The 21620-nt window shown below is 42.6% G+C and carries 21 protein-coding genes; 6 read left to right on the top strand and 15 right to left on the bottom strand.

Translation table 11 applies throughout. The annotated features are described in order from the left end of the window. Positions 1–69: 69 nt before the first annotated feature. The 5 genes from ACYVNW_RS04805 to ACYVNW_RS04785 all read left to right on the top strand — a co-directional run bounded on the left by ACYVNW_RS04805 (position 70) and on the right by ACYVNW_RS04785 (position 5515). Positions 70–621, top strand: a complete 552-nt coding sequence (locus tag ACYVNW_RS04805) for a hypothetical protein (protein WP_460678708.1) — start codon at positions 70–72, stop codon at positions 619–621. A 219-nt stretch (positions 622–840) separates the two neighbouring features. Then, a complete protein-coding gene (locus tag ACYVNW_RS04800) occupies positions 841–1641 on the top strand; it encodes a hypothetical protein (RefSeq protein WP_460678707.1) in 801 nt (266 codons plus the stop codon). Between the two features lie 17 nt (positions 1642–1658). Then, positions 1659–2978 carry a vanadium-dependent haloperoxidase gene (locus ACYVNW_RS04795; RefSeq protein ID WP_460678706.1) on the top strand — a complete coding sequence of 440 codons (1320 nt, stop codon included), beginning with the start codon at positions 1659–1661 and terminating at the stop codon, positions 2976–2978. 27 nt (positions 2979–3005) lie between these two features. After that, positions 3006–3950 carry a hypothetical protein gene (locus ACYVNW_RS04790; protein ID WP_460678705.1) on the top strand — a complete coding sequence of 315 codons (945 nt, stop codon included), beginning with the start codon at positions 3006–3008 and terminating at the stop codon, positions 3948–3950. 8 nt (positions 3951–3958) lie between these two features. Further along, complete coding sequence (locus ACYVNW_RS04785) at positions 3959–5515, top strand: vanadium-dependent haloperoxidase (RefSeq protein ID WP_460678704.1); 1557 nt, start codon at positions 3959–3961, stop codon at positions 5513–5515. Between the two features lie 78 nt (positions 5516–5593). Here ACYVNW_RS04785 and ACYVNW_RS04780 read toward each other — a convergent pair whose 3' ends face one another. The 13 genes from ACYVNW_RS04780 to ACYVNW_RS04720 form a co-directional block, all read right to left on the bottom strand. Then, entirely contained in the window at positions 5594–7750 is a 2157-nt protein-coding gene (locus ACYVNW_RS04780; RefSeq protein ID WP_460678703.1) for a family 1 glycosylhydrolase, read from the bottom strand. A gap of 197 nt (positions 7751–7947) precedes the next feature. Then, positions 7948–8199 (bottom strand): hypothetical protein, encoded by a 252-nt coding sequence (locus ACYVNW_RS04775; RefSeq protein WP_460678702.1) that lies wholly within the window; start codon positions 8197–8199, stop codon positions 7948–7950. Between the two features lie 142 nt (positions 8200–8341). Then, on the bottom strand, positions 8342–9118 hold the full coding sequence (locus tag ACYVNW_RS04770) for a 3-keto-disaccharide hydrolase (RefSeq protein WP_460678701.1): 777 nt from the start codon (positions 9116–9118) through the stop codon (positions 8342–8344). Positions 9119–9139: 21 nt separating this feature from the next. Beyond that, complete coding sequence (locus ACYVNW_RS04765; RefSeq protein WP_460678700.1) at positions 9140–10018, bottom strand: sugar phosphate isomerase/epimerase family protein; 879 nt, start codon at positions 10016–10018, stop codon at positions 9140–9142. Between the two features lie 39 nt (positions 10019–10057). Beyond that, positions 10058–10939 carry a hydroxypyruvate isomerase family protein gene (locus ACYVNW_RS04760; RefSeq protein WP_460678699.1) on the bottom strand — a complete coding sequence of 294 codons (882 nt, stop codon included), beginning with the start codon at positions 10937–10939 and terminating at the stop codon, positions 10058–10060. A gap of 17 nt (positions 10940–10956) precedes the next feature. Next, a complete protein-coding gene (locus ACYVNW_RS04755) occupies positions 10957–12213 on the bottom strand; it encodes a nucleoside permease (RefSeq protein ID WP_460678698.1) in 1257 nt (418 codons plus the stop codon). A gap of 33 nt (positions 12214–12246) precedes the next feature. Beyond that, on the bottom strand, positions 12247–12693 hold the full coding sequence (locus ACYVNW_RS04750; protein WP_460678697.1) for a c-type cytochrome: 447 nt from the start codon (positions 12691–12693) through the stop codon (positions 12247–12249). 18 nt (positions 12694–12711) lie between these two features. Further along, complete coding sequence (locus tag ACYVNW_RS04745) at positions 12712–13767, bottom strand: sugar phosphate isomerase/epimerase family protein (protein ID WP_460678696.1); 1056 nt, start codon at positions 13765–13767, stop codon at positions 12712–12714. Between the two features lie 152 nt (positions 13768–13919). After that, positions 13920–14489, bottom strand: coding sequence for a gluconate 2-dehydrogenase subunit 3 family protein (locus ACYVNW_RS04740; protein WP_460678695.1), 570 nt, complete (start codon positions 14487–14489; stop codon positions 13920–13922). A 53-nt stretch (positions 14490–14542) separates the two neighbouring features. After that, on the bottom strand, positions 14543–15982 hold the full coding sequence (locus ACYVNW_RS04735) for a Gfo/Idh/MocA family protein (protein ID WP_460678694.1): 1440 nt from the start codon (positions 15980–15982) through the stop codon (positions 14543–14545). Between the two features lie 33 nt (positions 15983–16015). Continuing rightward, on the bottom strand, positions 16016–17695 hold the full coding sequence (locus ACYVNW_RS04730) for a GMC oxidoreductase (RefSeq protein ID WP_460678693.1): 1680 nt from the start codon (positions 17693–17695) through the stop codon (positions 16016–16018). A gap of 139 nt (positions 17696–17834) precedes the next feature. Next, entirely contained in the window at positions 17835–19550 is a 1716-nt protein-coding gene (locus tag ACYVNW_RS04725) for a GMC oxidoreductase (RefSeq protein WP_460678692.1), read from the bottom strand. Continuing rightward, on the bottom strand, positions 19537–20094 hold the full coding sequence (locus ACYVNW_RS04720) for a gluconate 2-dehydrogenase subunit 3 family protein (protein ID WP_460678691.1): 558 nt from the start codon (positions 20092–20094) through the stop codon (positions 19537–19539). Before ACYVNW_RS04720 ends, ACYVNW_RS04725 begins: the two co-directional genes overlap by 14 nt. A 261-nt stretch (positions 20095–20355) precedes the next feature. Between ACYVNW_RS04720 and ACYVNW_RS04715 the strand changes: the two genes are divergently transcribed. Beyond that, positions 20356–21003, top strand: a complete 648-nt coding sequence (locus ACYVNW_RS04715; RefSeq protein WP_460678690.1) for a DUF47 domain-containing protein — start codon at positions 20356–20358, stop codon at positions 21001–21003. 74 nt (positions 21004–21077) lie between these two features. Here the strand turns inward: ACYVNW_RS04715 and ACYVNW_RS04710 are convergent, their stop codons facing one another. Both ACYVNW_RS04710 and ACYVNW_RS04705 read right to left on the bottom strand, forming a co-directional pair. Continuing rightward, positions 21078–21302 carry a hypothetical protein gene (locus ACYVNW_RS04710; RefSeq protein WP_460678689.1) on the bottom strand — a complete coding sequence of 75 codons (225 nt, stop codon included), beginning with the start codon at positions 21300–21302 and terminating at the stop codon, positions 21078–21080. 114 nt (positions 21303–21416) lie between these two features. Continuing rightward, positions 21417–21620: a heavy metal-binding domain-containing protein gene (locus ACYVNW_RS04705; RefSeq protein WP_460678688.1), complete on the bottom strand. Its 204-nt coding sequence runs from the start codon at positions 21618–21620 to the stop codon at positions 21417–21419.

Here is a 21620-nt window from a genome sequence, read left to right as displayed (position 1 = left end):
GGAAAAATGAAATGGATTTTTAAACTTTACGCTAACTAATTATACGAGCCCAAATTAACTATTACAGTATTGAAAAAAACAGTTGCCATAGCGCTGCTACTTGTACACTTGTTTAACGCAGGTGGCTACATGGTGCTGTTCCAATACCTCATTAACCGCTCCGACGCTTTTGTTGAACAGCAAATTAGCAAAGGCTTGTATAATGTCCATGATTTGGTTGAAGTAAAGGTGCCTGTACATCTTCCGCAAATTGAAGACTGGAACGGATATGAACCGGTTAGCGGTCAGGTGCAACTTAATGGCGGCTCATGCTACAACTATGTTAAACTGAAAATGACACGTGATACATTATACATCATGTGCATCCCCAATTACAAAACTACCCGCTTAACCAATGCTAATATAATTTACGCCCGGCAGGTAAGCGATACGCCCTTAAATAAAAAGGGTACAACTACCACATTAAAAACATTCAGCTATAATGCTTATCAGCATTTTGCTTATACCTACTCAATTAAACCGCCGGTTATACTGGTTAAAACTTACAGCACATTTGTTCCCTCCTTCATACCTACCGGTTTCACTAACAGCCTTGATCAGCCACCTCAACTGATCGGGTAATTTATTATTTGCAATTATATCCACACAGTATAATTTGTGTTGGTTGCCTGCTATCTGTAAAACAGAATAATAAAATGCTATTGCATTTGCTCTGCTAACAGCAGACCTACGGCAAAGGCATTAGAGTGAAAACGTATATAGGGTTACAGCTTATTGTAATGAATCGGGTGTTAAACTCACCTGAGCAGCTGTTTTCTATATTAATTTATTGAATGAACGATGTTGAACTTCACAACTCAGCAAAAGGTGTATTTTGTGTTGCGCCTGGCAGTTGCCATGTGCTTTATTGGTCATGGAGCGTTTGGCATTATTACCAAACCTGTTTGGTGTAACTACTTTGCTGTATTTGGTATTGGCAAAACCATGGCCTACCAGTTAATGCCCTGGGTAGGTGCGGCAGACGTTGCGTTTGGTATAATTATGCTGGTTTATCCTATGCGCATTGTTCCATTGTGGTTGGTATGCTGGGGATTGGTTACAGCCTCCTTACGGCCATTATCAGGCGAACCATTTGCAGAATTTCTTGAACGCGCCGGTAACTTTGGTGCACCGCTGGCATTGCTGTTGCTTTGCGGTGGAGGCAAGTCTATTAAAGGCTGGTTTTCACTGATTAACCCCATCGGTCCGTGGGCGCAAAACAACTCGCGGCAAGTTCAATGGTGTTTGAAAGCGGTGGTATTTCTCTTACTATTAGGTCATGGCTGGTTAAATCTGATTGCTAAACCTGGGTTGATTAGCCAGTATCAGGCCATCGGTTTCAACAATTCAGTTCAAACTGCTTATTGGGTAGGTATAGCCGAAATTGCTGCTGCTGGTATGGTATGGTTCGATGAATTAAATACACTACTTTTTATATTTTTTATATGGAAAATGCTGAGTGAACTCTTTTATCCGCATTATGAATTATTTGAGTTTATAGAGCGTGGCGGCAGTTACGGAAGCATTTTAGCGCTTTGGTTGGTACGCTATAATCAAAACTTTAAGCCCAAACTCTTTATCCGCCGTACAGCAATAGCTTAATCACATATTCTTTTTTAATGAAACGTTTTTTATACTTATTTATATCCGTAATTACTGTTTGTATTTGTGCAGCCTGTCATTCTAAAAAGAAAGCAGACATAACAGATGCCGAGCTTTTACATAACAATGTGGACAAGCTTACCCAGGTAATTATTTATGACGTATTTACGCCACCGGTAGCCAGCCGCATTTATGGCTATACCACGTTGGCAGCGTATGAAGCCACGCGCTATTCTGACCCTAAGTATGCTTCTTTGATTGCCCAGTTAAAAGGCTTTGGCCAACCACCGGTACCGCAAAAAGGCAAATCATATAACTACGCACTGGCAGCCACTAAGGCATTGTTTACTGTAGCACACAAAGTCACCTTTTCAATTGATACTTTAAAAAAGTATGAAGACGGTGTTTATGCCCGCTTTCAGGAAAAACTTGATGACTCCACTTATACCCGCTCAATCAATTTTGGCGAGCAGATCGGCAAGTTAATTTTGAAACGTGCTGCCGTAGATAACTATCCTCAAACACGCGGTAAGCCCAAATATTTAGGCAATAACGGTAAAGCCGACTGGCGCCCCACCCCTCCCGATTATTTTGATGGCGTAGAATACTGCTGGGGTACCATGGAACCTTTTGCTATCAATTCTTCAAAGCAATTTCCTTTGCCGCATCCACCTGCTTATAGTACCGATACCAATAGCGTATATTATCAGCAGGCAAAAGAGGTATACCACAAAAACAAAACGCTTACAACTGAGGAGAAGCAAGTCGCTAAATTTTGGGATGATAATCCGTTTGTAACCCAGCATAACGGTCACGTTACATTTGCCAACAAAAAGATTACGCCCGGCGGCCACTGGATTGGTATTACTGCCATTGCCTGCCGCCAAACCAAAGCCGATGCACCTAAAACAGCTTTGGCTTATGCCCTCACTTCAATTGCTTTATTCGATAGTTTTATCTGTAGCTGGCAGGCAAAATATGATTACAGCTACATCCGCCCGGTATCTGAAATCAACGAAATGATTGATCACTATTGGATGCCTTTATTGCAAACGCCGCCTTTTCCGGAATACCCGGCAGGTCATGCAGACATTAGTGGCGCTTCGGCTACAGTATTAACACACATTTTTGGCGATAACTTCTCTTTTCAGGATACTACCGAACGTAGGTACGTGGGTATTGAACGCAAATTCCCTTCATTTTTAAAGGCAGCAGAAGAAACAGCCATGAGTCGGTTTTATGGAGGAATACATAATAAAAACAGCTGCCTGAAGGGTGCTGATCAGGGAAAAATGGTAGGAAGCTTTATCATCAATAAACTGAAACTTTACAACTAACCTAATTTATTTTAAACAATAACTTGTATGAATAAACCTTTATCCACTATTAAAAAAGCAAGCGTATTGTGCTTGTTACTTTTGGGTACGTTAATAAACAAAGCATCTGCACAAACGGACGCCGATGCCATCATGATCCCTAAAAACTATTTTTGTGCTGGTGCCATGTACAGCAACAGCAGCTGGAGCAACTATTGGGAAGGTACCCTGAAGCGTAATAATTTAAATATTGGTACCGTAAACACAAATGTATACATGGCAATGGCTAACTACGGCATAAGCGATAAACTAAACGTAATGCTAAGCTTGCCTTATGTAACCACACATGCCTCTGCCGGTACGCTGGCAGGCCAGCGGGGCTTTCAGGATTTGGCAGGTACCTTGAAATGGATGCCCCTGGAAACACGCCTGGCCAGCGGAACATTTTCATTGTATGCTATCGGCTCTTATGTATTACCCTTAACAAATTACGTGGCCGATTTTATGCCGATGTCGATTGGATTGCATTGTCGCAGCTTTCAATTCAGGGCGATGGTTGACTATCAGTATAATCATTTGTTTTTTACCGGTTCTGGCCAATATGTTAATCGTAACAATATTACCATTGATCGTACCTCCTATTACACGACAACCATGATTTACAGTAACCAGGTAGCTTTACCTAATGCAACAGTGTTTAATTTCCGTGCCGGATATCGCAGCGAATCTTTAATTGCAGAAGCGGTATTAGAAACCAATACTTCCAATGGTGGCTTTGATATTCGCCGTAATGATATGCCATTTCCGAGCAACCGTATGAACGCTACTGCGGCAGGCGTAAACTTCAAATATTCATTTGACAGCGGCTTAGAATTAACCGCAGGTAGCAGCTATGTACTGGCCGGCCGCAACGTGGGGCAAAGCACCATGTTCCACGGAGGCGCTTATTACTTATTCGATTTAGGTAAGAAAACTAAAGCATCAGCTAATTAATTAAAGTTATGAAAAGAAATTTTTACTTCGCTATATCTTCCCTGCTGCTTGCAGCGGTACTCAACTCTTCCTGTAAAAAAACAATTGAAGAGCATGTTAATAATTATCCGGCTTTGGCCCCTGCTAATCTGGATTTAAATGCGGATAGCTGGAAACCTGTAATGCTCACTGGTTTTAGCGATTTAAACGTGCCTACGCCCGATGCAGTTACCTCCAACAATTATATTGCCGACATTAATGAAATCAAGGGCTACCAACGGAACATCACCAATGAACAACGTGAAATTATTAAGTATTGGAGTGCCGGATCTGTATTGAGATGGAATGAAATAATGCGCGAGCTGGTAGCCAAGTATAACTTGCCGCCTTATCAAAATGATGATGGCACCTATCCGGCACCAAGTGCGGCCAACCCGTTTGCCTATCCGCAGTTTCCTTTTTCCAACCCTCCGTATGCTGCACGCTCTTATGCTTATATCAGTGCCGCACAGTACGATGCTTTGGTGGCTGCCTGGTTCTTCAAAAAGAAATTTAATCGTGCCGCTCCTTACAAAAACGACAGCAATGTACAAGCCCTGATTCCGAAATCTGATTTGCCGGCTTACCCAAGTGAGGATGCCGTTGTTGCAAGTACGGTGGTTGAAATGATGAAATTACTTTTCCCAACCGAGGTGGCTTATATCGAGCAAAAGGAAAGGGATGAGCAGATGTACCGCATGATATCAGGCGCCAATACACGTAGCGACTGGGACGCAGGTGAGTCTTTAGGTAAGCAGGTAGCTGCTAAATTTGTAGCCCGGGCACGTGGTGACCGCGCCGGTGCAGCTATCGGTACCCCTGCCTTGTGGGCGCAAATGGCTAAGCAAACCAACGCAACCGGCGAAACAGCCTGGGAGAGTTTGGAGTTACCCAAACGCCCGCCTATGCTGCCGTTATTCAGCAAAGTGAAAACATTTTTGTTTGATTCTTTAACTGTAATTTCGTTACGCCCACCTGCTCCGCCATCTGTTCATTCCGAGCAATTCAAAAAAGAAGTAGCTGAAGTAGCCAATGTATCTAAAAATATTACCCGCGAGCAAAATGCTCAGGTAGCATTTTGGGCCGATGGTGTTGGAACCTATACGCCAGCCGGCCACTGGAATGCTATTGCAGCTGATGAGTTTGTGAAACAAAATTACAGCGAGGTAAGATGGGCCCGCAACATGGCTTTGTTGAATATGGCTTTGATGGATGCCGGAATTGTGTGTTGGGATACCAAATACTTCTATTTTAATGCTCGTCCTTCGCAGATGGACAACAGCATCAAAACGCTTACTGGTGTACCCAACTTTCCGGCTTACACATCAGGCCACTCTAATTTTAGTGCAGCTGCTGCAACTGTATTGTCGTATCTGCTGCCAGATCGCGGAACGAAGTTTACTGATTTGGCACATGAAGCAGCTATGTCTCGTCTGTACGGTGGTATACACTTTCGTGTTGATTGTGAGGCTGGCTTAGTAACGGGGGCCAAAGTTGGAGCTTACGCCGTAACCAGAGCTCAAAATGACGGAGCCGATTTAAAATAGTTAGTTGATATATGATTAAGCAGATAAGCCCGGCAGTATAATTCTGACCGGGCTTTCTGGTAATTAAATTATAAGTGTTTAGAATTTCAACACTTCTTGTTCATTAAAATACCGGGTAAGTGCATCATCAACTGATGGCATTACAGTACCTCGGTTACTTTTCATGGATGTGAATTTGGGGCGTTTGGCCTTTAAGCCCAACTCCTGTAAGTTTACGCCTTCCACCAGTCCTTTGTCCAGGTGCTGGCGTTGTGCTATTTCTAAAGCTAAATCGGTCCAGCTTATGGTACCGCTATTGGCCAGATGCCATACTCCCTGTTCGTTATCTATCAATAAATCCAAACTTGTATTTACCAGATCGGGTACATATGTAGGGGAAATATAAACATCATTAGCCGGATGTACGGCTTCACCCGCTATCAAACTTCTAACTGTGCCATAAGCAAAGTTATATACATCCCACGGCCCAAAAAATGCGCTCGTGCGGATAATCAATGCTTCGGGGTTATGCTTTTTAACCAATAACTCGGCTCTTGCTTTACTTTCCCCGTATACGTTTAACGGGTTGGTATAATCATGTTCGTGATAGCTATCGTTTTTGCTGCCATCAAAAACAAGATCTGTTGAAAAAGTCATCAGTTTCACCCCGTATTTTTCGCACAGTATGGCTAAATTTTCGGGACCATTTGTGTTCGATAGGAAGCAAGCATCGCGCTCAGCCTCTGCATCATCTACACGAACAAAACCAGCTGTATTAATAATGGCCCATGGCTGCTTGCTTTGTATGGCCTGTTCAATTTGCAGAGGATTGGTAATATCAAGCCCTTCACGATCGAGCAGTTCATATTTAATTGAACGCTGTTCGCAAATGCGTGCAAATGCTTTACCCAATGTGCCGGTTTTGCCTGTAATTAATAGTGGCGGACAATTATCCTGTTTGTAAATAGGCTTGTCTAAAAACTGGTTAAAGCGGTAAATAATACGGCTGTCGCGGTTCCACCAGCCATCCTGGCACAATACCGGATGCTGAAAACTTTCACCTTTAGCCAACTTTGAAACCATTTGGCAAATGGCAGTAGCACGAGGTGTGCCAGAAACTACATCGAAAGCGCCAGCCTCGTAAGTACCATTAGGTTGAGTTAGCAATTTGTTCCAGCCAAATGATCCTAACAGCGCCCATGAGGTCACGCCACGCATATCTACACCATCTTTTTGCAGATTATTTGCGGCTTTCCAAATGTAATTGAACCAGCGCAGTTGTTCTTCCCGGGTGCAATGCAAATGAACTTCGGTAATAGCAATAGGTAGCTGATAGCGCTTCCATGCTTCCATAATTAACCGGTATGGACCATCAGGCTGCGCTTTGTCAACTCTGACGGTTTCTACGTCGGCATATTGGTGCTTACCATTGCCGCCGATAACATGCGGCGGGTAATGCGACGTATTCTCGTCTAAAAACCGTTCCGAAGTGATATAATGGTTAATGCCCATGATATCGGGCGGGCAATTGTTCTCTATAAAAAACTCTATCTCTTCTTTAGATATGCCTGTGTTAATGATATAATTCCAAAGGGCATGATCTGGCGTTACTTTACCACATAATAAATCATAAGATAACCAACGGCGTTCATTTTCAAAATCTGCCTGATATTGTAAAAGCGGCGTGCTATGAATTTTCCCCAAATCGTCGGTTTGCACCAGCTTTGCCGATGGGTTAACTTTTCTAATCGCCTGCATGGCCAGCACAGTAGCTTTGCACTCACTCAGCAATACTTTCAAAAAAGTATAATCATCGTGCCCATGTGGATACCACACGCCATAGAGACCACAAAACCTGGCGGTAGTGAGCGGCTCATTAATAGGCGTATAATACTCAAGCCACGGAAACTGCTGCGCAACTTTCGATGCATATGCAGCCAGCCCTTCGGCAAAAGAATCGTCCATAAAGCTTACATAAGCAGGGCCGCTTCCATGATGCACCAAACCAGCTATGGGTTGAATGCCGGCATCTACCAATTCATGTAATTTCTCAGCTGTGGGAAGCCAATTGATTTCAGTGCTTGTAGTCGGCTGATGTTTTTCCCAGATAACGGGATATCGAATTTTTTTAATTCCAAGATTTGCAAAAGACGCAATATCCGTGTTTCGGATATAATGTCCTGAATAGTCCAGCTGGTCGAAGTATTCGCTACCAACGCGGTTGATGGTGCATTCCATCCCTCCCCAAATTTCCATAGATAATAGATATAGTTCAATATTTTATTACGCCTTCCGGCTTACTGACATTGCAATAAAGCTGTAATAACAAGAAGAGTATCGGCGCAATTATATATTGCTGTCACTATTTATACTACAATCAAACAGGCTAATTGGTTTAGCAATTAAGTAATAGTTGAAAACTATTTACTTTTAAACAACATAACTGATTTTGCTCATGATGCTTTTCCTTTGCTTTCCCAATGGTCTTTGATCAGCATACCTTGATCGTCTTCTTTCAACCGCCTTGCGAAACGTTCACCTACAATGTTCCCCTTTGCATCTTTATGCCCCATAAATAATAAAACAGGCCTTCCTTTATCATCAGTCTTGAAAGCTAAATCATAACGTTTGAATTTGGTCTCTATCGTGGTTTGTGGTTCGTAAGTTTTACTTAATAACTTCATCATTTCTCTTCCCAGTTCCATAGCAATCAGATATATTATTGATACATTATTTACACCACAGCTGTTTTAAGAATGTTTCGAGAGAAAATCAACTCAAAATCTTAGCAAATAAAAAAGCCTGATTGACTATTCAATCAGGCTTTTTTATTATAGGATATGAATATTATAATTCTCTTACCCAGATGTTACGGAAGCTAAGCGGCTCACTTTTGTCACCATGCGCCTGCAATTTGATTGGTGCAGGGCCATGAGGTTGACGGTAGCCGGGCTGGCCAATATATTGAGTAGGACCTTTTAATTCAATATTGTTTTCAACCAACACACCGTTAAACAACACAGTAACACGTGCCGGAGTTTTAACAGCTCCATCAGTATTGAAGGTTGGCGCAGTCCAGATCACATCATATGTTTGCCATTCGCCTGGTTTACGGGCAGGGTTGGCCAACGGTACAAATTGTTTATAAATACTACCGGCCATACCATTGGTATAGGTCTCATTCTGATAAGAATCTAATACCTGTAATTCATAACCGGCATCACCTTTACCAATAGAGGCCAAAAATACGCCGCTATTGCCACGTGCTTGTCCTTTTCCTGTGATGTTTGAAGGAATTCTCCATTCAATATGTAACTGGTAATTCGTAAAGGCCTTTTTGGTTTCAATATTACCAGATGCTTTGTTTACCGTTAAAATGCCTTTTGATACTATCCAGTCTGCCGGCTTATCACGATCGGCAGTCATTACCCATTCACTTAAATCTTTTCCATTAAATAATTGAATTGCATCAGAGGGCGCATCAGACGCCATTTTGCCTGGAGTAACTACTGGTGGAACGGGTTTATAAACCTCGGTATCCTCGGGTTTTGCGCCCTGTTGTGCTTGTGCCATATAACAGGTACCTGTTAATAAAGCAGCTAAAATGATTTTATGTTTTTTCATAAGTGTCAATTGCTTAAATAATTAAACCATCAAAGTTTTCTTCATATAGCTGGCGCTTGCCGCTAAACTTGCATACGGATCAGCCGACAGGTTTTCCTGTTCCATCATGAAGTGCGTAATGCCTGCCGCTTTTGCAGCCGGTATGATTGTTTTAAAATCAATTCCGCCTTTGCCTATTTCTTCGTTTTCGTTCGGGTTTTGTTTGTTACTGTCTTTTACGTGTGCAAACTTAAAGCGGCCTTTATGCTTGTTTAAAATTTCTACAGGGTTATGCCCGGCACGTACTACCCAGTAAATATCCATCTCCATGTGTACAAGCTTAGGGTCGGTTTCTTTCAATAAGGTATCATAAAATGTAGTACCATCTACCGGATGCCATTCAAAGTTGTGGTTGTGGTAACCAATCTTCAGCCCTTCTTTACCGACCAATGTAGCCAGTTCATTCATTTTTTGCCCCACGCGTACAAAGTCCTCTTTGGTTTTAATCAGACTTTCATTAAGCGATGGAACAATAATATACTCCTGTCCGGTGGTATGTGCTACTTCAATATAGGTATCTAAATCAGTACGGCTACCATCGCGGAAAAATGAGTCTAAACCATAGTGGCCACTTGGAGTAGTTAAGCCATGTGATTTTAGCAACTGGCTAAATTCTTTTGATGATAAGCCCCAATAGCCGTTATCTTTATTGTAACCAAAAGTCTCTATTTCCTTAAATCCAGCTTGTGCTACTTTAGCAATTACACCTTTTACATCTTTTGGTAACAAATCGCGTAAACTGTATAGTTGTATACCCGGCCTGCCGGTTGCCGCGGCAGCAGCTTTTAACAAAGACGGCGCCATCAGCAAACTTGCCGAGGCCAAGCCTGCCTGTGCTAAAAATGTTCTTCTGTTTGTCATGGTTAATATGGTTAGTATAATAATTTTAATGCTTTGTGCTTATACATCGCAAATTTGTACGGCTTGCTTTAATGATGCCAGTTTGTCCTTTTGCTGAGGTACAAACTCCTGACCTACGAAGCCTTTAAAGCCAGTTGCCTTTATGGCCTTCATTACAGCCGGGTAATACAGTTCCTGGGTGTCATCTATTTCATGGCGTCCCGGTACACCTGCGGTATGGTAATGTGCAATGTAAGGGTGAAAATCGTTGATGTTCTGTATGATGTCGCCTACTTGCACTTGCATGTGGTAGATATCAAACAGTAACTTAAAGTTTTCACTTCCCATACGTTTGGCCAGTTCGGCACCCCAGTAAGGGCGGTCGCATTGATAATCTTTATGATCTTTTTTGCTGTTCAGTAATTCCATTACCAATACTACCCCATGTTTTTCTGCAATGGGTAGTAGTTGCTTCAAGCCTTCTTCACAGTTTTTCAAGCCGGTCTCATCATCCATTCCCCTGCGGCTTCCGCTAAAGCAAATTAAGTTTTTGTGACCAGCTTTAGCCACCAGCGGAATCATCTCGGTATAATTCTTTATCAGTGTGGGATGAAAACGTTTTTCATTGAAGCCATCCGTTAAGCTGATCTCAGCACCATTGCACATGGGCGAAGCCATGCCATGCTTTTTGAGGATAGGCCACTCCTTCACACTACATAAATCAATGCCGCGGATGCCCATACCCTTAGCTGCAACACACAATTGGTCGAGCGTTAGTTCATTGAAACACCAATGGCTTACCGATTGATTCATTTCACCTTTGAAAGCATAGTTACTCTCTTCTTTTGCAATACCCAATGCGTTTGCTTTACCGGCTAAGCTTACTGCGGCTGTACCAGCCAGCACGCTCTTGATCACCGTTCTTCTTGATTGTTTCGACATAGATCGCAGCAATAAGTTTAAACTTCTAAACGGATATCTTTATCAGCGCCTAAGGTTTCATCGGTAACATTGGCTGCAATGTTATTTCTATCACGGAAGAATAACAAGAACAACACCAGCACCACTGCTGCAATACCGGCAGGAATTAACCAAATGGTTTGCCAGTCGTGCATAGTAGCAGAGGTTTTATGATTGCCAACAATCGGGCCTGATAAATATGAACCAATTAACATACCTACACCATAAGTGGCCAGTGTGATAAAGCCCTGAGCGGCACTTTTGAAACGCTCACCAGCCAAGTTATCAGTATAAATCTGACCGGTTACAAAGAAGAAGTCATAGCATACACCATGCAAAACAATCCCGCCAATCAGCATCCAGTAATTTGCTTCGATGTTGCCATAAGCAAAAAACACATAACGTAATACCCAGGCCAGCATACCAACAGCCAGCATCTTTTTCACACCTAAGCGTACGAAGAAGAATGACATTAAGGCCATAAACAGCAGCTCCGAGAACTGACCTAAAGCTTGCTTACTTGCTGCACCTTGCATACCCAGTTCGTTAAGGAACGGGTTGGTGAAGTTGTAATAGAAAGCCAGTGGAATACAAATCGCTACCGAGGCTAAAAAGAACACCAAGTAAGAGCGGTTTTTAAGCAAACCGATTGCGTCTAAACCAATAATATCACCAAACGAAGTTTTCTGACCTTTTTTTACCGGAGGGGTATCAGGCAATGTAAAGCTTAAGAATCCTAATATTAATGAAGCAGTACCTGCCATTTTAAACGTCAATACCAGGTTTCCGCTTTGCTCCCAACCTAACCAGCCTATGGTTAAACCTGCAATAATCCAGCCGGCAGTTCCTAATACCCGTATTGGAGGGAATTCTTTGCTTGGGTTAGCCATTTGCTTAAACGCTACGGAGTTAACCAGTGCCAACGTTGGCATGTACAAAATCATGTAAACCAACAAGATCGGATAGAAACTATCGAAATTTGTTATGGTAGTTGCATACCATAACAAACCACCGCCTATTAAATGAAGTACACCTAAAATACGCTGTGCAGAGAAGAATTTATCAGCTATCAAACCAATAATGAAGGGTGCTATGATAGCACCAAAAGATTGGGTAGCATAAGCTACTGCATTCTGCTCGTCAGTGGCTTTAAGGGTTTTAGTTAAATAGGTCCCCAAAGTTACAAACCATGCGCCCCAGATGAAAAACTCCAGGAACATCATGATGGATAACTTGGTCTTAGTAGTCGCGGTCATGGTTAATTGGTTTACAGGTTAGTGCTATTAAGATTATTTTACGGTTAAAATATATTTAACCATCAACTTTGCTGAGTCTGGTGAAAGGTTAGGATGGGCAGTCATAGCCACATCGCCCCAATGACCTGCACCACCTTTGATGATGTGCTCAGCCAGCATATTAATGTCTGATTCTTTGTATTTTTTGGCAACATCGGCATAAGCCGGGCCTACTAATTTATCATGTTCTTTGTGGCAGCCAAGGCAATCGTTTTTTGCAATTAATTTTGCACCTGGGTCGGTTGGCTCGCTAACGGCATTCATTGGTTTTTCAGTACCGTTGCTGTTTATTGTGGTTTCTTGTGCTGCTTCAGACTGGTGTGCAGCTGCGCCCTGATCTTCGGTGTAGCTATTGTTTTGAGAAGTGCCGTCGCCACTGCCGCTACGGCCACAAGCTGCCAACACTGAACTGATTGCTAAAATGATGAATAATTTTTTCATATGAGTTGAAGTGATTGTTTACTGAATACCTAAAGTTTTTTTGTTCAATGCTTCATCAGTGCCTGATGCGGCAAAGTCATCGAACACACGGTCGGTTACCCGGATGATATGTTCTTTTATAAATTGTGCGCCCTCGCGTGCACCGTCTTCGGGGTGTTTTAAAGCACACTCCCATTCCAGCACTGCCCAACCAGGGAAATCATATTGCGCCATTTTGCTGAAGATAGATTTAAAATCTACCTGCCCGTCTCCCAACGACCGGAAACGACCGGCACGATCTACCCAGTTTTGATAACCTCCATAAACACCTTGTCTGCCAGTTGGATTAAACTCAGCATCTTTCACATGGAACATTTTGATGCGCTCGTGATAGATATCAATATATTCCAGATAATCTAAGGCCTGTAGTACCAGGTGTGACGGATCGTAAAGCAAATTAGCACGCGGGTGCTGGTTTACTTTATCCAAGAACATTTCAAAACTGATACCATCATGCAGATCTTCTCCAGGATGTATTTCATAACAGAGATCAATGCCGCAGTTATCAAATTCATTAAGGATGGGTAACCAGCGTTTGGCCAGTTCTGTGAATCCGGTTTCTACCAAGCCTGCCGGGCGCTGAGGCCATGGGTAAACCATAGGCCACAGTAAGGCCCCACTAAAAGTAGCATGTGACTGCAGGCCTAAATTTGATGAAGCTTTTGCTGCATATTTTAGTTGTTGGATAGCCCACTCAGTACGGCCTTGCGGGTTACCGCGTAAATGTTCGGGAGCAAATCCATCAAATAGTGAATCGTAAACAGGGTTAACCGCTACCAATTGACCTTGAAGGTGTGTAGAAAGCTCAGTGATTTGCAAGCCGCTTTCGCTAACTATGCCATTAATTTCATCTGCATACGTTTTGCTTTCGGCTGCTTGCTGCAGGTCAACAAAACGAGCGTCTTGGGTGGGTAGTTGTATGCCTTTGTATCCTAAGCCGGCGGCCCATTCACAGATAGACTTCAGACTGTTAAACGGTGCCTGATCGCCAATGAATTGAGCAATAAATATAGCTGGGCCTTTTATAGTTACCATGTAGTTCTATTCAGGTTCGAAATTAGCTCGCTCAACAAAAAGATGATGAGCAAGGGTAGATATGCAAAAACCATCTCTGAACTTATTGGGCTCAGAGGTGGTTTAAAGATCGGCGCATTTAGCGCCGAATATAAAGTAACACTTTAGTTAGCTTACGCTAATGCAAAGGCTTTGTCTCCTTTTTTGTAAGGATAGTTGCCGTCAAATTTACCAGGTACCGGTACATAACGCAGCGCCTGGGTACAGCCTACCTCCGAAGTAAAGAAACCCAGTAAGGTTAACTCTTTCACCATGCGGAAGTAGTGATTTTGCTGATCGGGCTTTTGAGTTTTAGCATAAGCTTTAGCCTCATTGTCCAAATCAATTAATACTTCTGTACGTTGCTGAGGGGTGATTTCTAAAAACTTCTTTTTGAATTTTTTGTCGCTTGCATCATTGATCTTCGACATGCTGGTCAAAAAGGTTTTTTGATCTTCAGGTGCATAGCAATCTCTCACCATAACGGCCATAAACTGGCCCACATTGGCTGCTTTTGCACCTGGGGTTTTGGTAGCAGGCAAAATGGTTTCGCCTACCTCGTTATAAAAAGCCACGTGATCCTTATCAAAAAGGTCATCTACCTTACCGTCTGTTGATTTACAGCCGGAGATAAACATTTCGGCACCGATGATGGTACCACCCATTAACAGGGCTACACGTTGTATGGCATCTCTTCTATTCATTTGTTGATGTTTTAATGAATTTATGAGTGAATATTTTATTGATTAACAATTGGTTATGCTTTGCCGGTTAAACTCCAGCCTTCGCGGTACTGGCGCTTTACAAACTGGTTGGCAGCTTCAAAGTTAGTTACCCGCATGTTTGCATTATCCCAAATCAGCTTTAGGCTGCTACCGCCTTTTAACTCATGACCGCGTACAGCTAAGTTGGCCATCAGCAAAGCTTCGGTTAACGGACCAGCTACCTCGAAAGGTGAGCTTACTTCCATTTTACCGTAGCCGGCTAAACAAGCATCTACCCATTGTACGTAGTGGCCATCTTCCTGACCAGGTACACGTTTGTATTTTTGCGGAGCAGATACTTCTTTGGTACGTGAAGTAGGCAACAATAATGGATCGCGTGAATATGTGCTGGCCATCATTTTACCTTTGGTGCCAATAAATAAAGTACCGTTACCATCATCACCAAAGCGCTCATTAGCACCCAGTTCTTCCGGGCGCTCAGGCTGAATACCGCCGTCCATCCAGTGCAAGGTGATATCACCTTTGGTCTTGTTCGTTTTAGGGAAAGTTAAAGTAATGTGGCTTGAAGGCGGGCAGCTCTCAGGGAAGTGACCTTGTTTAAACTCATCTACATAAACCGTACCTACGCTGGCCTGAACATCCTTGGCGTATTGTAAGCCCAGTACACGGAACGGAGCTTCTACCAGGTGGCAACCCATGTCTCCTAATGCACCGGTACCGTAATCCCACCAGCCGCGCCAGTTAAATGGCACCAGTTTATCAACATAATCTCTTTGAGGTGCAGTACCCAACCATAAGTCCCAATCCAGTTCCTTAGGCACTTCGCTTTTAGTTGTAGGCCATGGAATACCTTGAGGCCAAACCGGGCGGTTAGTCCAGGCGTAAACTGTATGCACATCACCAATAAGGCCTGCATCGTACCATTCGGCCAGCTGACGGGTACCATCATTTGAAGCACCTTGGTTACCCATTTGAGTAACAACCTTGAACTTTTTGGCAGCCTCGGTAAGCATACGGGCCTCATAAATATCATGGGTTAAAGGCTTTTGCACATAAACATGTTTGCCCATAGCCATAGCATGATAAGCAATAATGGCGTGATTGTGGTCTGGCGTTGATACAGATACAGCATCTATGTGCTTACCTTCTTTATCCAACAGTTCGCGCCAGTCTTTAATATATTTAGCTTTAGGGAAACGAGCACGTGATTTTGCAGCCCGGCGATCATCTACATCACATAGATAAGCTATTTCGGCACGAGGGCTTTTTGCAAAAGCTGCAATATCGCTCTCTCCTTTACCACCGGCACCTATACCGGCTATCATTAATTTATCACTTGGTGCAGTGTAGCCCTTTCCACCCAGCACAAAGCGGGGCACAATCATAAAACCAGCAGCTGCAACAGCGCTGTTTTTAATGAAATCCCTTCTGGAGGAATTATTGGTTTCTACTTTTTTCTCTTTCTCACTCATAGGTTCATTTGTTAAATATCGTTCGAACAGAAATTAGATGTTACCTTTTTTCAATTCCTCAACGGCATGAGCAGCAGCACGTGCGGTTAAGGCCATATAAGTTAACGATGGATTTTGACAGGCTGAAGAAACCATAGCCGCACCATCAGTAACAAATACGTTTTTGGCATCCCAAACCTGATTCCACTCGTTCAACACTGATGATTTTGGATCGCGGCCCATACGAGCGCCACCCATTTCGTGAATACCTTTACCTAAAACGGCTTCGTCCTGGTAAGTTTTCACATTTTTAACACCAGCAGCTTCCAGCATTTCTTTGGCATCGTTCATCATATCAATGCGCATTTTCTTTTCATTGTCACGAATAACGGCATCAATTTCGAGTACTGGTAAGCCCCATGCGTCTTTCTTGGTTTTACTCAAGCTGATTTTGTTATCATGATAAGGCAGAGTTTCACCGAAACCGCCAATACCCATGGTCCAGCCACCTGGTTCAGAAAGTTCGTCTTTAAAGTTAGCGCCAATGCTCATTTCAGGAATGTCACGGCTCCAGCGCTCGCGGCTTGCACCACCCTGGTAACCAAAACCACGGATGTAGTCACGTTTTTCGCCATTTAAATTACGGTAGCGTGGAATATAAATACCATTGGCACGACGACCAAATACATATTTATCCAAGAAACCATCTACCTGGCCAGATGCGCCAACATTTAAGTGGTGATCCATAATGTTATGGCCCAACTCGCCGCTGCTGCTGCCTAAGCCGCCTTCCCAAACATCGGTAGCTGAATTCATCAACACCCAGGTTGAGTTTAACGCAGAAGCATTTACGAAGATGATTTTTGCAAAATATTCGTAAGTTTTGTGGTTTTCGGCATCTATAATGCGTACACCTTTTGCTTTTTTGGTATTCTTGTCGTAAATAATTTCTTTTACAATTGAGAACGGACGCAATGTTAAATTACCTGTAGCTACAGCAGCCGGTAATGTAGCTGATTGTGTACTAAAATAAGCGCCGAACGGACAGCCCAACCAGCACTTATTACGATACTGGCAATTAGTACGATTATTATGTGGAACGGTAATATTAGCTGTACGGCCAATAATGAAATGGCGCTGGTCTTTATAATGTTGCTTAAAACGTGCAGCAACATCTTTTTCCACAACGTTCATATCCATTGGTGGCATAAAATCACCATCGGGCAGGATAGGCACACCATCGCGGTTACCAGAAATACCGGCAAACTTTTCAGCATAGCTGTACCATGGAGCTAAGTCTTTATAACGGATAGGCCAGTCTACTGCGATACCATCTTTTAAATTAGCTTCAAAATCGGTATCGTGCCAGCGGTATGACTGGCGGCCCCACATTAGTGAGCGCCCACCTACGTGATAGCCACGAAACCAATCGAAAGGCTTAATTTCAACATAGGGACTTTCTTTTTCGTTGGTCCAATAATCAAGGTTGGTTTCATTAAGCGGATAATCGCGCTTTAAAACAGGGTAATCCTTAATCATTTCCTGGGTACGGCCACCACGGTGAGGAAACTCCCACGGCGCTTTATTGGCGTTCACATAATCTTTGATATGCTCAATATTTTTGCCACGTTCCAGTACAATGGTTTTCAAGCCTTTTTCGGTAAGCTCTTTTGCAGCCCATCCACCCGAAATGCCTGATCCAATTACAATCGCATCATAAGTATTTGCTGGCATAGGAAAATAGTTTGTTTTGGTTAGTTCGTCTAAATGTATGAATTAGTAATTATTATAAATGTATCAAATACATTTTTTTTTATTTTATCTGATCGTTTTTTATCCACACCTATAATTGTGAATATATTTTAAGTGTTGGTTAAACATTCATGCGTTTGAGTTCATTAACTGCATAGTCAACAGCGCGTGCTGTAAGCGCCATATAAGTAAGCGATGGGTTCTGGCACGAAGTAGATGTCATTGCCGAACCATCTGTTACAAACACATTTTTGCAGGCATGCATTTGGTTCCATTCATTTAGCATTGAAGTTTTGGGGTCTTTACCCATGCGTACGCCGCCCATTTCATGAATATCCAAACCTGGAGCCTGCTTGCTGTCATAAGTTTGAATATTGGTAAAGCCCGCTGAGGTATACATTTCCGTCATTTGCTCATGAAAATCTTTGATCATCTTTTCATCATTATCATCATAAGCAATATTGATGTTTAACTGGGGTATTCCCCAGGCGTCTTTCTTACTGCCATCCAGGCTTACTAAATTGGTTTCTTTAGGTATGGTTTCGCCCATCATGTGCGAGCCTACGCGCCATCCGCCCAGTTCAGGGTTATTCAAACTATTTTTAAAATTAGCACCTACCCCATGTTCAGCGGATTTGAAACCACGATAAGCACTGAAACCACAGGCGTATCCACGTAAAAAATCGGTTTCCTGCTTATGAACATTGCGGAAGCGGGGAATATAACCACCACCAGCCGGGTTGCGCCCATCTGTGGTTAAATCATTGTGGCCACCGTGTTCGGCACTGATGCGGGCACGATAATTATGAAACGCCACATATTTACCCAGCACACCACTATCATTACCCAAACCGTTAGGGAAACGGCTTGATTTCGAATTGAGTAGTATCAAGTTTGTATTTAAGGCCGCGGCATTAACAAAAATGATTTTTGCATAAAACTCCAGTTCTTGCTTGGTGTTGGCATCAATGACTTTCACACCTGTAGCTTTGCCGGTTTTTTCGTCAACCAATATAGAATGTACTACAGAATATGGGCGAAGCGTCATCTTACCGCTTTTTTCTGCCCAGGGAATGGTGCTTGAATTACTGCTGAAATAACCACCGAATGGACATCCCCGCTGGCAGAGCACCCGCTTTTGGCATTGTGCGCGCCCTTGTTCAAAATGGATAGCTTGGGGTACCGATAAGTGGGCACAGCGTGCACTTATGACATGCCGTCCGTTATATTTCCCACTAACATGTTTGCTAAAATAATCTTCAACCGCATTTAAAGGAAAGCCAGGTAGAAATTCACCATCCGGCAACTCAGCTAAACCATCTCGGTTACCAGCAATACCGGCAAACTTTTCTACATAGCTATACCATGGAGCCAAATCTTTGTAACGAATTGGCCAATCTACAGCAAAACCGTCGCGGGCCGGTCCTTCAAAATCAAAGTCGCTCCATCGCTGCGTTTGACGGGCCCATAGTAACGACTTACCTCCTACCTGGTAACCCCGAATCCAATCAAAAGGTTTAGGTTGCCGGTATGGATGCTCGGTATCTTTAACAAAGAAGTGTGCGGCATCCTCGTGGAATGCATAACAACGGTTGATAGAAGGGTTGGCTTCCTGTATATCCATGGGCATGGTACCGCGGTGCGGAAACTCCCAGGGGTACATATTGGTCGTTGGATAATCGCGTAAGTGCTTTACATCACGGCCACGCTCCAGTACTAAAGTCTTCAGGCCTTTACCCGTTAACTCTTTAGCTGCCCAGCCACCGCTTATACCTGAGCCGATAACAATGGCGTCATAGGTATTATTTTTTGCACTATCTATATTAAGAAGAGGCATATCTGTGTTTTTCCTTCAATTTACTTACAGGGTAATAACCATTGTACCGGCCGGGTACCAATTCATAAACAACTTCTTTATTCATGAAAAATTTAGAATTGGTATAGCCATATACAGTTAACCACTTGGTAGTACCATAAAACGCAGTCAGGTTAGACTTTGGCTGATCGGGCTGCTCAAAGCGCGTTAAATATTCTTCGCGTTGTTTGGCCGGCAATTCAGCAAATGATTTATTGTATACCTTTTTTACATCCGCACTGAAATCCTTTATGCCAGCCATAAACGCATCCTGGTCTTCTTTTTTCAGGCAATCATCAACCATTTTCATGATAAACTGATGCAGATTTAAGTCTTTGGCGCCGGGTATGTCTGTTTTAGGTATAATGGTTTCTGCAACTTCGGCAATCAAAGCTTCGTCAGAGGCATCTAAATTCACTTTCTTAAGCGCTATAGAAGCTTGACCGGCTTTGCGGTCGCAGGCTGGTAATACCAACGCACCACCAATTACCAATGCCAGATTTCGTACTGCGGTTCTTCTGTCCATTAAAACTTAATATGAAAAATCAAATTACACAGCAGAAAGATGTGCCTGCGCAATATTGAGGTTTATAATACTTTCAAACTTAAAAACTTTTATCATATTACATTAAAACAAGCCAAAAAAAATTAAAGAATTTGAAGTAAGTTTTTGGTTACATTTAAAATAGTGCTTTAATTAGCTTAAACAGGATAAGCTTTTATGATAATATCACGAGTTAACAAAAAGTTAACATTGAAATTTTATATTAGCGGGATATAAGCCGTTATGAAAAGAAACATTTGGAACTTATTCATGCCTGATTTTAATCAGGTTTTTTTTAACTTGTTTAATCAGTCGGCCAGCAACACCATGGCGATGGCCGGTTTACTATATAAAGCGTTAAATACAGATAATGCTGAAGACCGTCGCCCTATGTTTAACCACATCAGCAGGTTAAATGCAACCGCGAGCGAGCTGAGGCAACAGATTTACGCGGTTTCCAGCCGATCATTTGTTTCTCCTTTCGAGCGTAATGATATGTGTAATTTGGCTTTAGCTATCTATGAAACTTCGAATATGATTGATGTTTCGGCCAGGCGTATTAATTTGTATGTAGAGAATGATATTACACCCTTTGCGAAAGAACTGGCTGGTGTAATTTCGGATTGCTGCAGTGAATTAGAGAAAGTAATACAGATGCTGCATGATTTAAAGCAGGCTGAAGCAATTGCAGCAGGTTGCGAAACCATACGCAACTACGAGGATTATGCAGACAAATTGCATAGCAAAGCAGTAAATCAGTTGCTGTCTGACCAAATGGAAACGTTGGAGATGATTAAGCATACAGATGTTCTCGCATCATTAGAGAAAGCTACCGACCGGTGTGAGCACGTCACTAAAGTATTGGAAACTATTCTGATTAAAAACTCTTAAAAAAAATAGCAAATAAAAGAAAAGCGCCTGTAGAATATACAGGCGCTTTTCTTTTATTTGCAAAATAGTAAAGATTAACTCCAGCCGCTGCCTTTTTTAGCATTGCCGTTTTTAATATGCTCTTCTGCTTTGGCTTTACCCAATATAGCTGCCATTTTATTGCCTTCACTGTCTTTACCGGTGGCAATGTATCGGCCTGATTTTACATCGATAACCGCATCTTGCATCGGTACGTTTTTAGTTTTGGTTTTTACTGAGTAAGCGGTGATGCCGCTATGCTCTTCTTTTTTTGCTGCCATAGTATCAAAAAATTATGTCTTGGTGAATGTTAAGTTTAGAGTTCAACATATGTGTACTGCTTTTGTTTACAGCAATTAGCACTGGGCAGCAAAAACTTATTCACATTTACTGCTTTACTCCTTTTCTACCAAGTCCATTCCACACTTTGGACACACACCCGGCTTCCGGCTAATCACATCAGGATGCATCGGGCAGGTGTATTGTACTGCAGCAGCTACTGGTGCAGCTTTATCTGAGCGGCGGGCAGCAGGCTTCCTTTGCTGATGACAGGCTGATGCAGCTATCAATATGATTATAAATACTATCAGGTTTTTCAT

The sequence above is a fragment of the Mucilaginibacter koreensis genome (assembly GCF_054783355.1).
This window is presented reverse-complemented; position numbering and strand designations above follow the sequence as displayed.